The sequence below is a fragment of the Methanospirillum sp. genome (genome assembly GCF_035560735.1).
In the GTDB taxonomy this organism is placed as follows: domain Archaea; phylum Halobacteriota; class Methanomicrobia; order Methanomicrobiales; family Methanospirillaceae; genus Methanospirillum.
Genome location: NZ_DATMYY010000156.1, coordinates 1 through 13,484, shown reverse-complemented (window position 1 = coordinate 13,484; position 13,484 = coordinate 1). Strand labels below are relative to the sequence as shown.

Annotated in this window: 14 protein-coding genes, 2 tRNA genes and 1 pseudogene; 9 read left to right on the top strand and 8 right to left on the bottom strand. The window is 47.7% G+C overall.

Annotation, left to right across the window (positions count from 1 at the left end; genetic code table 11):
* On the top strand, positions 1–746 hold a 746-nt coding region (locus VN429_RS04770; protein ID WP_325630362.1), incomplete at its 5' end, for a peptidylprolyl isomerase.
* Between the two features lie 5 nt (positions 747–751).
* Here the strand turns inward: VN429_RS04770 and VN429_RS04765 are convergent.
* Positions 752–1,318, bottom strand: coding sequence for an HVO_0476 family zinc finger protein (locus VN429_RS04765; RefSeq protein WP_325630359.1), 567 nt, complete (start codon positions 1,316–1,318; stop codon positions 752–754).
* Between the two features lie 45 nt (positions 1,319–1,363).
* Here VN429_RS04765 and VN429_RS04760 point away from each other — a divergent pair, with 45 nt between their 5' ends.
* Positions 1,364–1,855: a DUF371 domain-containing protein gene (locus VN429_RS04760; protein WP_325630357.1), complete on the top strand. Its 492-nt coding sequence runs from the start codon at positions 1,364–1,366 to the stop codon at positions 1,853–1,855.
* 65 nt (positions 1,856–1,920) lie between these two features.
* On the top strand, positions 1,921–2,100 hold the full coding sequence (locus VN429_RS04755; protein ID WP_109968821.1) for a hypothetical protein: 180 nt from the start codon (positions 1,921–1,923) through the stop codon (positions 2,098–2,100).
* Positions 2,101–2,148: 48 nt separating this feature from the next.
* Here the strand turns inward: VN429_RS04755 and VN429_RS04750 are convergent, their stop codons facing one another.
* Genes VN429_RS04750 through ppsA form a run of 5 tightly spaced genes read right to left on the bottom strand, consistent with a single transcriptional unit; the run spans position 2,149 to position 7,604 of the window.
* Complete coding sequence (locus VN429_RS04750) at positions 2,149–2,763, bottom strand: METTL5 family protein (RefSeq protein ID WP_325630354.1); 615 nt, start codon at positions 2,761–2,763, stop codon at positions 2,149–2,151.
* Positions 2,760–3,701 (bottom strand): diphthamide biosynthesis enzyme Dph2, encoded by a 942-nt coding sequence (dph2, locus tag VN429_RS04745; protein WP_325630351.1) that lies wholly within the window; start codon positions 3,699–3,701, stop codon positions 2,760–2,762. The genes VN429_RS04750 and dph2 overlap by 4 nt, the downstream gene beginning before the upstream one ends.
* Complete coding sequence (hpt, locus tag VN429_RS04740) at positions 3,685–4,233, bottom strand: hypoxanthine/guanine phosphoribosyltransferase (RefSeq protein ID WP_325630349.1); 549 nt, start codon at positions 4,231–4,233, stop codon at positions 3,685–3,687. Before hpt ends, dph2 begins: the two co-directional genes overlap by 17 nt.
* Positions 4,214–5,323, bottom strand: coding sequence for a tyrosine decarboxylase MfnA (gene mfnA, locus VN429_RS04735; RefSeq protein ID WP_325630346.1), 1,110 nt, complete (start codon positions 5,321–5,323; stop codon positions 4,214–4,216). Before mfnA ends, hpt begins: the two co-directional genes overlap by 20 nt.
* Positions 5,313–7,604, bottom strand: coding sequence for a phosphoenolpyruvate synthase (gene ppsA, locus VN429_RS04730; protein WP_325630344.1), 2,292 nt, complete (start codon positions 7,602–7,604; stop codon positions 5,313–5,315). The genes mfnA and ppsA overlap by 11 nt, the downstream gene beginning before the upstream one ends.
* A 149-nt stretch (positions 7,605–7,753) precedes the next feature.
* On the opposite strand from ppsA, the gene VN429_RS04725 reads away from it, so the two are divergent.
* From VN429_RS04725 to VN429_RS04700, 6 genes are all read left to right on the top strand, one after another.
* A tRNA-Tyr gene (locus tag VN429_RS04725) sits at positions 7,754–7,859 on the top strand.
* An 11-nt stretch (positions 7,860–7,870) separates the two neighbouring features.
* A tRNA-Asp gene (locus tag VN429_RS04720) sits at positions 7,871–7,943 on the top strand.
* A 78-nt stretch (positions 7,944–8,021) separates the two neighbouring features.
* Positions 8,022–8,861, top strand: coding sequence for a hypothetical protein (locus tag VN429_RS04715; protein WP_325630342.1), 840 nt, complete (start codon positions 8,022–8,024; stop codon positions 8,859–8,861).
* A gap of 63 nt (positions 8,862–8,924) precedes the next feature.
* Positions 8,925–9,353: a hypothetical protein gene (locus tag VN429_RS04710; protein ID WP_325630340.1), complete on the top strand. Its 429-nt coding sequence runs from the start codon at positions 8,925–8,927 to the stop codon at positions 9,351–9,353.
* Positions 9,354–9,364: 11 nt separating this feature from the next.
* Positions 9,365–10,039, top strand: a complete 675-nt coding sequence (locus VN429_RS04705; protein WP_325630338.1) for a PKD domain-containing protein — start codon at positions 9,365–9,367, stop codon at positions 10,037–10,039.
* A 41-nt stretch (positions 10,040–10,080) separates the two neighbouring features.
* A complete protein-coding gene (locus VN429_RS04700; protein WP_325630335.1) occupies positions 10,081–12,033 on the top strand; it encodes a tetratricopeptide repeat protein in 1,953 nt (650 codons plus the stop codon).
* A gap of 28 nt (positions 12,034–12,061) precedes the next feature.
* On the opposite strand, the gene thiL is transcribed toward VN429_RS04700, so the two are convergent.
* A complete protein-coding gene (gene thiL / locus VN429_RS04695) occupies positions 12,062–12,928 on the bottom strand; it encodes a thiamine-phosphate kinase (protein WP_325630333.1) in 867 nt (288 codons plus the stop codon).
* Positions 12,921–13,484, bottom strand: a pseudogene (locus VN429_RS04690) (hypothetical protein); the annotation flags it as partial. The pseudogene VN429_RS04690 and the gene thiL, both read right to left, overlap by 8 nt.

Below are 13,484 nucleotides of genomic sequence, written 5' to 3'. Positions count from 1 at the left end.
GTATTATGTTTATCTTATTACAGAGTGACATAGTAAGGATGAAAGGATTCCGGCATAAGTCTGTGGAAAAGAAGGAGGAAGTAAACTGGACAAAATACGTAGTTGTTGTTGCGTGTGTCCTTTTGGCTGTCTTCATGGTCTTCTCCATGCTCGGGATGTCCTGGCTCAATATCTTCAGCCAGGCAAAACCCGGAAACAGTGCGACTGTAGATTTTACAATTCGTGATGGGCAGAACCGCCCGGTCGTAACTACTACATCCAATACCTATCTTCAGGCTCAAAACGCAGGTAATCTCGTAGTGATGAGTGACAAACTTCCGATCAGAGTCAATATTACAGAAACCCGTGATTTGGTCCCGATCCAGGTTATGAACCCGTCAAATAATGGTGGTCTAATTGACTTCGGACTCTTCAGACCTGAACTTGATGCAATATCATACGGGCTTGTCGGCATGAAAGTAGGAGACACAAAGTCAATGCAGATTCCAGGTGCTTCTCAAATGACCCGGACGATGTCTAAGGCGCAGTTTGCAAATATTACGGGAGAGTCCTTCGCAAAAGCAAAAGTAGGATCCCAGGTCCCGATCGCATTCAGCGAGACACCGCAGATCGCAGTTGACAATGCAACCCCCTCTACATATCTGAGGACCTCAACGATCACTGATATGACTGATGAGAATGTTACAATCAACTATGGATATCCAACGATTGATATCACACTTACCCAGCTGTCCACCTCATCATAAGGTGGTCAGATTCGGTATGCATATATCCGTTTGATGGTGTTTGCAACCTCAAACTTTCCTCTTCTTTTGGTAACCGCCCCGTTTCTCATCCTGATATGTCCTATGCGTGATTTCACGCCCTTAATGACATATACGTCACCGACAACGAACTTCTCGTCACCTTCGCATCTTACATAGAGTGGGAGAGTATGCCATCCGTCGTGTACTGAAAAGCGTACTACAACCTGATCAATGACCCGGGTCCATAGGGTATCAATATCTTTTCCCAGGGACTTGGTTAGCCGCTTATCTCCAGACTCGATAGACATTACCTCAATACCGGTGCCTTCTCCGTCGTCAGACTCAGCGATTAGGTAATCACCGACTGCAACCTCTTCATCCTCTGCAATCTCACACTTGCAGACTGATGATGCTCCTTCATTACTGACAATTGCCTTGATCTGTAATAATGCAGGTTCTTTTGGCACAGGGATGCGTGAAACCGTCCCACAGATAGTACACTTGATCACCTGGTTTGTGGTCCTGCTCAAAACCTCATGCTCGGTCTCTTCGTCGCATGTGGTGCAGAACATATCAATCTGATCCATTCATTATCAATGGAAGATATCTCTGTATAAATGCCAAGGGCAGTTGAGCGGTTCTCAGCATTCGGACACCCTGAAGTGACTGCAACTCACAAGACCACCTTCGAGATAACTGCAGAGCAGCACCTCTCACCTTCAGGAAACTGCATCATCGCTGTGCGCTCTGAAAAAGGGGCAGCCGATCTCTCTGATCAGTTCAGGGAACTGATGCGCTCTCCCGGCTGCAGACTCATTACCGAACTTCGATGCAAAGAGGTTGAGGTGACTGTCACCTCTTCTGGTTCACCGGGCCTCCTGCTTGATCATCAGACTGATCTGGTCTGGCGAAGATCGTCGTTTACCTGTGGGCGTACCATCGGTCTGTACAGCGATTATACCGCAGGGATGCTTCCCCGTGACCTGATAACCCTTCTGAAACTGGGTGAGCAGCTTGATGTTACCCTCACTGCAGAATTGGATCCTGATTCCAGTGATGAGCATGAACCATACGGGCTACCCGGTCTGAATCTTCTGATAGATGAATAACTGCAGGAGAATTTTATTAGGATCCAATAATCAATATGTATTCTGAAAATTGGAGGATATTTAATATGGATAAAATGGGACTCGGTATGCTTATTGTTGGTATTGTTCTGATTCTCGGAGGAGCGTACGGCATCTGGTTCTTCCTCCCTGATGTCATCAATGTAGTCAAGGGTGCAATCGGTATTGTAGCCCTCCTTGCAGGAATCATGTTTGCAGGGATTGGTTTCATCCTGGTTAAGGATTGAACCTGCAGATATCCTTTTTTTGTAATTTGTATCTATCAGCCTGAAATATCAGGCCCTTCGTTTTAAAACAAGAATTTTAACCGGGACATCACGTTTGTCTTCGGAATGAAAAAAGAAGGTCCTGGGGATGGCGAATTCTGCAGCGATCACGCCGGCTATCTCTGCCCGGTCTGCTATATACTGCCGAATAAATGGTTCTGATCCAGCATTGAAGATTCCATACACAACCTCTGCCCGAGAGAGTGCGAGATCTATAAAGGGCCTGTCAGCATGTTGCACCTGTGCTCCGAAAGGAGGGTTCATGATCACGGTATCTGCCCCCGGAACCTTATCCCAGGTTACGGGGTTTGAAAGGTCAGCATCAATAAACGAGATCTTGGTTTTGAGTTTATTTGCATTCTCTTCAGCAACCCTGGTCGCCTCCTGATCGATCTCAACTCCTATCACCTCACCTGCCCCAATCAGTGCTGCCCCAATCCCCAGTATACCGGTACCTGATCCAAGTTCAAGTACACGGAGGTCAGAAATATCACCGGCAAGAAATGCGGTGTAGAGAAGCCGTGCAGCAAGCGGTGCCGGAGTCTGGTACTGTTCCCGTTCAGGGAGGGGGTGTGAAAAACCGGTGACCTGTTCGAGAAGCATCTCGAGTTTGCGTAGTTTCATTTGATCTCGTCAACCTCGTAGTCCTCAAATCCCCTGACACCGCAGAGAATCTCAAACTCCTGCGGGGTGAGTACCGGGACCGGCCATCTGACCTGATCATCATAGGCAAGCCTGGGGCAGGCGGTGTTCACGTAGCAGGGCAGACCAAGGTTGAGCAGTTGATCTGGTGTCACCTCCCGTAGTTGGACAAGGATTGCTTTTGGAGAGAGAGATGCGAGCTTTGCAGCCAGCTCCCTGCGTGCCTGACCACTCTTTGGTGAGACGAGAATTCCTATTTTTTCGGCTGGTTTTGCCTTCTCGATTAGGGCATATCGCCTTCTGAGCAGCCGCTCACCGTTGACTTCCTCTATCTGCTTTGTGTATGGGTCGCAGGCGATCACTTTAGCTCCGGTTGCTATCTGAACACCAAGAGGGTGAAACACCCCGGTTCCAAGGTAGAGAATCTCAGTTTCTCCTGTTCTTCGGGCTGCCTCAAATGAGCAGCCAAGGATCTGGCCTGGATAGGGAGTCCGGTCTGATCCCTCCGCAACAGTTACTGATATCCCTACCTCTTTCAGAATCCGGCAGATTTCAGGGATCAAATGAGCGTGCTGCACGGTTGTGACCAGACCTATTCTGCCTGTTGTAAAGTATGGGATTGCATTCAGAACTACTTCAGGATCAAAATCCATTCTGAAGATATCGTAGAGAATCCGTTCTGTCTTGTCCACCGGTGCATGACCAAGGTGAATCAGCAGATCTGCATCTTTAAGCAGGTCAATATCAAGATCACAGGCACCGTAACAGGGATCACCACTGACAAAAACAGTAAACCCTGCAGATTGAAGGTCTAGGGCAAGTTCAGGGAGACGGCGTTTGAGCCCCTCTGGTGCCTGGAGGGCAACCCTCTCTGCCCCCCGCTGTTTCAGTTCTGCAATCAGGTCAGAGCTGGCGATCAACGATCTTCACCGTGTCTTCCACTTCGATTGCAACGAGATAGTGGTAAGGCATGGAAATTTCCGGAGTTCCCTTCTTAATAGCAAAACAGATCCCGGCAACCTCTACCCCCAGCTCACTGAGTGTATGAAGAATGCCATTCACGGTCCCTCCTGTACTGATCACATCATCCACGATGACAACCCGGTCTCCTGGTGACAGGCCATTGATGAACATCTTCCCTTTTGAGTACCCGGTCTGCTGCATAACCTCCTGCTCACCAGGAAGGCCATAACTGCGCTTTCGGATAATATTTACCGGGATATCGGTCATCAGTGAGATTGCGGTTCCTATCGGAATTGCCATCGCCTCTGCGGCCACGATGTATTGTACATCACGCAGATCAAGAAAGTGTATCATCCCGACTGCAACTTCCCGGAGTACAACCGGGTCTATCCTTGGAATACCATCGGTGATCGGATGAACAAAATAATTGTATTCTCCCTTTTTTACAATCGGGCACGTTTCAAGTGATTTAATTAGATGGTCTATCATGAAACTCTCCAAATTCTGCAAGGAACTTCTCAATCACATCCCGATGAACATGGGGCATGCATACGATACGCAAATCCCCGCTTCTGGTATAGGATACTGCCCAGGGTTCAGGCACATCTGTGTGCTCGAAAGTTGCCACGTTTACATCAGGAGTTATCTTCCTCTTCACCCCGTATGCTTCCATACCCTCGGTGAGCCGCCTTGTGTTCTCCATACAACCGGCAACAATCGCTTCCATCCCGTCTCTTCCGAGGTGGGTAAGAACAGCATATGCTCCTGCGACAGATGCCCCGGGCCTGGTTCCACTCAAACTGTAACTCTGTTTAACCGTGAGGTATGGTGTGTCCACCAGAAGGTTACAGAAGCAGGCCTCATCTCTGACCATCAGTACACCGGCTGGGATGGTACTCATTCCCATTTTATGAGGATCTACTGAGATCGATCCGACACCACCGACCTTGAAATCAAACTGTGGTGCGTCCTTCAGAAATGGGAGAACAAGTCCGCCGAATGCAGCATCAACATGCAGGTGTATGTCCTCCTCCTCAGCAAGTTTTCCAAGTGCCGGGATGGGATCAGTCATGCCATACTCTGTTGTTCCTGCAATTCCTATGAGGCAGCAGGTATCTTTATCCATGAGTTCAGCGGTCTTGGGAATATCCATCCTGTACTGCTCGTCAAGAGGAGCAACCCGCATCTCAATGCCCATCATCCTGCAGGCTTTTTCAAAAGAGAAATGGGCTGATGCCGGCACGATGATGTTGGGGTGATCAGACTTCTTTGCAGCCTTGGTAAATCTGAGTACCTGAATATTAGATTCAGTGCCGCCTGATGTAGAGCAGCCGCCGGCATCAGGTGCATGGTAGAGATCTCCAAACCAGCGGATCAGGAGTTCATCGACATGGGCTGTGCCTGGAAAAAGACCGGGGTCTCCAAGATTCGTCTCCATGAAGAGATTATGCGCACGGACCGCAACCGTGTGAGGTGGAGTACACATTGAGGAGAGGATGTGATCCCAGCAGATGTCCCTGCGGCGGCACTCTTCAAGAAAACAGAAGAGAGATTCTGATGAGATACCATCAGAGACCATAGTTCTTTCGTGCACCTTCAAGAATAATGCGCTGCTCGGTACGGGCGACTGTCTCGCGGATCTTTGCTATAGCATCAATGTTGGATGAGACACTGGTGATCCCATGCTGGACAAGCCAGGTGACCATATCAGGCTCACTGCCTGCCTGTCCACAGATTGAGACCTCAACTCCCCCTTCACGGCATGCTTTAATGGCCCGGTCGATGAGTGCCAGTACTGCCGGGTGCTTTGGCCAGTACATATCAGTTACGTTCTCATTGTTGCGATCGATAGCGATGGTATACTGAATAAGATCGTTTGTACCAAACGAAGCAAACTTTATCCCTGCCTTGACGAAATCGTCGATGATAACCGCACTTGCCGGGATCTCTATCATAATGCCGAGGTCTACATTCTCAACGTCCACCCCTGCATTCCTGAATTCTTCTTTTGCTTTGATGAACTCGTTCGGGTGTGATACCATCGGGAACATGATTCCAAGATTATCATATCCGAGATCCCACAGCCGCTTGAAGGTCTCGATCTGAAGTCTGAACTGCTTAGGGCTCTGGAGATCACGCCTGATCCCTCTCCATCCAAGCATCGGGTTGTGCTCTATTGGCTCACTCTTCCCGCCCTGCATGTTCCTGAATTCATCGGTCGGTGCGTCCAGGGTCCTGACCCATACAGGTTTTCCGGGAAATGCATCCAGGACGACTTTGATCCCATTCAGAAGTTCTTGAATAAACTCCTCTTCCCGGTGATTCTCGATAAACCAGTTAGGTGTTTTATTAAGGCCGAGGATGAGATGCTCAATCCTGAGCAGGCCAACGCCATCCGCACCGGTTGCTGCTGCACGGGCGGCCGCCTCTGGCATTGAAACGTTTACTTTGACCGAGGTTGCTGTGATGATCTTTGAAGGACCTGCTGCAACGGTGGCCACAGAACTGACGATTTCCGGTTTTGCGGTCTCGATGATTCCATCATAGATGAGCCCCTTCTCTCCGTCAACAGTGACAATCTGCCCTTCTTTCAGTAATTGGGTTCCTATTTTAGTACCGACGACAGCTGGTGTCCCAAGTTCCCGTGAGACGATCGCTGCGTGACAGGTCATTCCCCCCTCATCAGTAACGATGGCGGAGACCTTTCTCATCGCGGGAACCATATCAGGGTTTGTCATCCTGGTGACCATAATGTCACCCTCATTTACCTTTCCGATGTCTTTGACATCGTATACAATGGCGACCTTACCGCTTGCGATACCTGGTGAGGCTCCCTGACCCTGCAGAATCACCTTATCGGCGCTACCGGTTGTGGCAGTCTGTCCGTTCTTTTTTGCTCCGGTTTTTATGGTGGTGATCGGTCTGGACTGGAGCACAAATATCTGATCCCCGACAATGCCCCACTCCATATCCTGCGGAACACCATAATGCTCTTCTGACACAATTCCGTATGTAGCGAGCCGTTTCACCTCTTCATCAGAGAGAACCTGCATTTCCTGGCGGTCAGCCCTAATGTCAAGAGTTTTTGTTCCGTACTCTCCGTCTGCTACGATCTCTGTGCGCTTTGTTGCAATGAATTTGTCAATAATCCGTTCCGTTCTCTGATCAAAGACATATTTATCTGGAGAAACCGAGCCTGAAACCACAGATTCACCAAGTCCCCATGATCCCTCGATGATTGTCAGGGATTCACCGGTGACCGGATGCGAGGTGAACATAACTCCTGCTTTCTCTGAAGGCACTAGACGCTGCACAACGACTGCGATATTTACTGTGTGATGTTCGAATCCCTGCTTTGTCCGGTAGTATATCGCCCGTGCCCCGTAAAGAGAAGCCCAGCAGACCTGAACTCCTTTGAGCAGATTTTCAATCCCTTTAATATTGAGAACAGTCTCCTGCTGCCCGGCAAAGCTGGCGTCAGGGAGATCTTCTGCGGTGGCACTGGATCGTGCAGCAACGATGCTACCGCCGCGTGACATCTTTTCATATGACCGGGCAATGGCCTCTTTTAGATCCGTGGGCATCGGTGAGTCATAGACAAGTTTTTTTGCCTTTTCAGCAGCCTCTTCAAGCAGGTCATTATTGTCGACATCCAGATCTTCAAGAAGCGCATAGAGTTTATCTTCAAGATTGGTTGCAACCAGAAACCGGCGAAATGCCTGACTGGTTACCACAAACGCGGGAGGAACAGGGAGGCCGATAGATGCCATCTCACCTAGGGATGCACCTTTGCCTCCGACTGAGGAAATATCCTCCTTACGTATCTCTTCAAGCCACAGAATATCAGGAATACCTGTCATGACACACCAAAATTACTCTATACTATTCCTCTACAGTGCAGTAAAAGTGTTGCCTGATCCAGAGAACTAAAATCACTGAAACATGGCATGAATATCTCGCGTGACCGGCATCTATTTATGCAAATTGTACTAATCTATTGAGGCAATATCCCGCCTTAACTCAGACTGGTAGAGTGCGCGGCTGTAGTATGGATTGCCGCTTGAGGTAACTGCGCAGCTACCGCGATGTCCCCGGTTCAAATCCGGGAGGCGGGATCCTTGTATTTGCCCAGATAGTGTAGTGGCCTATCATGTCGGCCTGTCACGCCGACGACTCGGATTCGAATTCCGATCTGGGCGTCTGTTTTTTTAATACCAGCATCTTATTAAACCGCTCTGGGAAAACTATACTCAGCATTTATTCCGGGGTTCATACCTATGACAAAACGCGGAACATTATATTTCGTTCTCATTCTGCTGATCCTTGCAGGCTCTCTGGTCACTGCAGACCGGCTCCCGAATGTGAGCAAGACTACCAATATGCAGGTTCCGGCTACCACGAACCTCCAACTTGTGGGTATGATGGATTCACAGACCCAAGTTCAGATGAATACCCGGAATTATAACGGGACTGACGCAGAAAGTCAGGGATTTTTGTCTCCAGGGTCTACCGAGTCAAATCTGATTTATAAGAATGACATGATGACCAACGGTGGTTACCTGGCCCTTGCAAAAGACCAGACATTTGATGAGGGAAACCAGAATAAGAAGGGATATAACGTTGATTCTGCGATAGTCTCAACCTATGCAACCGATCCTGACAAAGGGTCACGTATGAGTACTTCAGAACAGCTTACTCTCACAACCACCGGCAATTGGACTCCATTAAATCAGTCAATTCACAATCCACTGGTCTCTCAGATTATCGGTAAATATATCGGTGCCTTTGAGAGTTCTTACGATGCAAAATCAGATGTGTCACTAACAACTGGTCAATTGGCAACTATTGCGCAGGGCAGATCCACAGGGTATGATGACACAGTGCCTGCAGCTGTTAAATATCAACTCGGAATTCATCCGGATACATCCACCGGGCTGCCATACGCTCAGGGTAGTGCCGCAACCAATTTCGTAGTGACAAATCGGGAAGGTTATCAGAACACTTCGAATGAGTCATCGACAAAGACCTTTGCTGATTCAACCAAGGTAAATGGCCTTATATTCAAGTTTGGAAAAGATTTCAGTGTTGAGTCCGGTCTTGAGGTTGGTGGCTCTTAAACTCCTCGTTTTCTTCCCTTTGAACAAACTATTTGGACTCATCCCTAACAATACTCCTTATAGATGAAAACCGAGTTTTTTGACAGGTATGGTATCCGGCTTCTCATGATTCCGCTCCTGTCAGTCTGTGTGTCATGTTCCATGGGAGCTGTAGTAACTCCTCCTTTTGACACCTCGGTCATTGCTTCATCATCTGTTGCAAATATTCAGAATGTTGCGTATGAGTCACATCTGGGGTCAACACTGATAGGTGAGGATGAGAATGTTCCCGCTGCGGTGAAGTATTCAGTCAGCATAACCGGCGCCAACCGGACTGATGGTCAGGGGGCTGAAGGTATTGCTAGAACCAGGTTTGTTGTATCAGTCCTTGAGGGAAGGGACACTGATCTGAATACATCATCTGAGCATGTATGGCGGGATAACACTGAAGTCGCAGGCACTATCAGAAATCTTATGAAAAATTTCGAGTATAAATCAGGTATGCGGATTTAGGAAGTGATTTAATGGCTAAATTCTGGGCTGTTTGCCTAATGTTGATAATGATGGCAGTTCCTGGTAGTGTTCTGGCATATGAGTTCAAAGCAAGTGAACTGGGCAACCCTGATGGATTTATATGTCATCCTGACTGGCAGTATTTCAGTGCGAGTGAGATGGCATCGAATTTTACTGCTGATCGGGTTAAAGGTGATGCCCCATTTACTGTGCAGTTCTTTGATACATCGTATGGATTTCCTGAATCCTGGTCCTGGGACTTTGGTGATGGGAATTCATCTGATGAGCAGAATCCAGTTCATACATACCTGCTCCCCGGTTCATATGATGTTGCGCTTAAGATTGGTACATCATATAATTACGAGACTTCAATGGCCAACTATAACAACACCAGTCTTGGTCAGTTTACTGATATGAAATGGTCAAGTACAGCACGGGAACTCAATTTCATCAGTGTATCTCCCGAAGGTTCAGGAACAGATCAACCGATTCCTGACAACTATTACCCTGAACCAAGGAAAGGTGTCGCACTTCCTTCTGGAGATATTGGTGTTGTGGGAAGTGCTCAGTATGATGCAGCAACCATCACAATGACTCCGAGCACTCAGAAAGGGTATACCGATACTCTGAATATAAACGGAGCCTACAAACTCACGAAGTATACTCCCTACAATAATGCATATTAACTTTTTTTGACTGAACGGGTGATCATATATCTTTTGAACGATTGAATAATTCAGGCCCACAACCGTATGGGAGCCTGGCTATACTGCTCTTAATTGGATTTTCGATCCTCAGTATTCTGCTTTGTGTACTGACTGCCGGGTGCATCACTGACAAACCGGTGAATGTAACCCATGTTCAGGAGAGTTTGAGTAATGCAGGAGAAGATGCTTCAATATCAGGTGATGATTCTAAAGCAATTGCGCTGGTTGATGCAGCTCTCAGTCTGAACAGCACAAACCCTGATCTCTGGCTACGTTCTGGTGATCTTCTGGTAAAGGCCGGGGAGCAGAATGAAGCTCTGGAAGCCTATGATCAGGTGCTGACCCTTGATCCTGTCAACTCTTCAGCACGGACAAACCGTGGCCAGATCCTGATTGAATCTGGAGATCCTGATAATGGGAGTGTAGAACTTGAGAAGGTCGTCAGGGAAGATCCCGGATATGCCCCTGCCTACATTGCTCTTGCCGAGTTCTATGCCGGGCAAAAGCAGTATAGTGATGCACTTGCCCTTTACAATAATGCAACCAACATCTCTCCCAACAGTTCGCGGTACTGGGTTAGAAAAGCTGAACTCTACATGAATATCAGCCGGTATAATGATGCAGCAAAAGCATACGACCGTGCATTGATAGAAAACAAAAGTGATGCTGACTCCTGGCGTGCTCTTGGCGATCTACTCAGGTCTTCAAAGCGATATTCAGAAGCAGCAGTGGCGTATGGACAGCTGAATGGGCTCAGGCCTGGAAACCTGTCAAATCAGAAGATCGAAGCAGACCTTTTGGCAAAGGGTCTCAAACTTGAGAAGGCAGTTGCTGCATACAATACATTATATCAGAAAAATCCTGATGATTTGGAAATTCTTCTGGCATACAGCAGAATACTGAATTCAGTGGGTCAGTATAGCGATTCTCTCAATATCTCCCAGAAGGCACTCAAAATTGATAATAACTCGGCAGATGCATGGTCCAGCATTGGATTCTCATACGCAAACCAGCAGAAGTTTAATGAGTCACTTTCTGCATTTAACCGTTCATTAACCCTTAATCCAGCCAACGATGCCACCCATTCGAACATCGGATTCCTGCTGCTACAAGAGAAACTGTATGACAAAGCACTATATGAGTTTGAAAATGCCACTCGCATGAATCCTGATGATTCATCATCATGGACTTACATGGCAAAGACGAAAAAGGAACTGGGAGACTTTAAAGGATCAGCAGAAGCAGGGAAGAAGGCTACAGCGCTGAATCCGACTTCACCTGACGCCTGGTACATCCTTGGAGATGCATCATTCTGGAACAAAGATTACGATACTGCAGAATCAGCATTTAGAAAAACGCTTAACCTCTCCCCATCTTACAATGCTGCATGGCAGGGCTTCATTGAAACACTGCGAAAAGTAAACCGGGCTGAGGAGTCTCTTCATTTTTATGATAACCTTCTGGCAAAAGATCCTAACAACACCCTAGCCTGGATGAACACCGGGTATGCCGCCGATAGAGCCCAAAAGTTTGACATATCAGAAAAGGCTTATAAAAAAGTAACTGAAATTAACCCAAATATGACTGATGCCTGGATCAGTCTTGCGTATGCCTATTTCCAGCAGGGCTATCCTCTGGGTTCAATCCCTGCATACACACAGGCGATCAATCTCAGTCAAAACCTAACTACAACCTATGTGAACAGGGGAGCCGCTTATCAGATGGTGGATCAGGATGAGAAGGCAAAAGCTGACTTCAACAAATCCCTGGAACTGGATCCTGATAACCATGATGCATTGTATGGTATGGGGCGTATTTTATACAAAGAAGGGAAGATAACGGAATCTTTCCCCTACTTCCAGAAGATCAATGAGCAACTTTACATCTCCCGGATTTATGATAATCTCTACCAGGGCTATACCCGCTTCTCCAATAACTATCATTACTGGCGGTACACCTACCAGTGGACATAGATCCTGGTCAAGCCGACCCCTTTTTTGTTTATTGATTCCAATTGTGGCGATATCCTTCAGCAGGGAGCAGATCTCTGTCAAGAAGTATATCCTGCTTCTCTGTCACCGCTCCGATTATAACTGTTTCTTTGGGGAGGATTTGCCTGTCTATGGAAGGTATTGTGAATAACAGTTCAAAGTCCCCACCGCCAAAGAGTGCCATCATGAGTGCTTCATCTGGTTTGTAATCTGGGAGGCACGGGATCTCTGAGCGGGATAACTCACAACCGACTCCTGATGCTTTCATTATGTCATGAACAGAGATAGCGAGACCATCACTGATATCCATCATGGATGTGGCACCAGCCTGGCGGATGGCGATTCCTTCATGTACTCGTGGTGCTGGTTCGCAGAGATCTCTCCAGTATCTCCTGTCACCTTTTAGCCCTGCCATTGCACGTCCCTGGATCCCTGTAACCCCGATAAGATTGCCAGGTCTTGCCCCTGACCTCCTCACTGGTTTCCCCTCTGTCACAACACCGATACCGGTAGAGACAAGGGTCAGTTCTGTATGAGAATCGAGGTCCCCTCCGACATACTGTGCCCCATATTTCTGGCAACATTCATGAGCCCCCTTTATAATATCGTTGAGCCTGCTTTCACAGTCAAGGCCTATAGCGAGGGTGAGATACTTTGGTACAGCCCCCATGGATGCGAGATCGCTTATGGTGACAGCCATCGCCATCCACCCGATCTGCCAGTTTGTCATCCCTGATGGAAAATCAGTTGTTTCATGGAGCATATCTGTTGATACAACCGGGATTCCTTTAATTTCAGGTAATACTGCACAGTCATCACTGCATGCCTCTTCACCTAGTACCGGGCAGATGAGATTGAGCAGTTCTCGATCATCCATTTCTTCTCACCTGTTTCTCCCTCTGTGCCTGGTACTCTTTGAAGATTCCATCGATCATCGCTTCACTCTGTTTTCTTCTAAACTCATCCAGGCCATCCTGCCAGATGCTCATGGCCTCATAAAGCAGGTCAGGATCGCAGGATCCAAAGTCACCTTTGATGCTAACCGGCACTGACGCTCCGGGAACAACCGGGAGTTCCTCTGCATAGGAGAGATCAAGCAGTTCTTCCGGGATGAAACTGGTAGAACGTTCTCCTATGATGAGTGCGCCTATTCCTGCCTGGCTCAGATCATGAATGTTATTTTTCCCCCATATTCCCGGGGTTCTGACCTGCAGGATATCGCCGCTTTTAAGACCGATGCGTTCGTTTACTGATCTGATGCTCTCACGAGAGAGATCAACAATCACCTTGACTGACTGAAGGTCTGCATTTGGATCGCTGTTCTCAACTTCTTTCATCCTCTTGAGCCGCTTGTGAAGTTTTTTATTATTTTTCTCCTCAAATCTGATTCTCTTTTTTAGATTCTCGATGATGAGATCCCTTCTGGCAATATC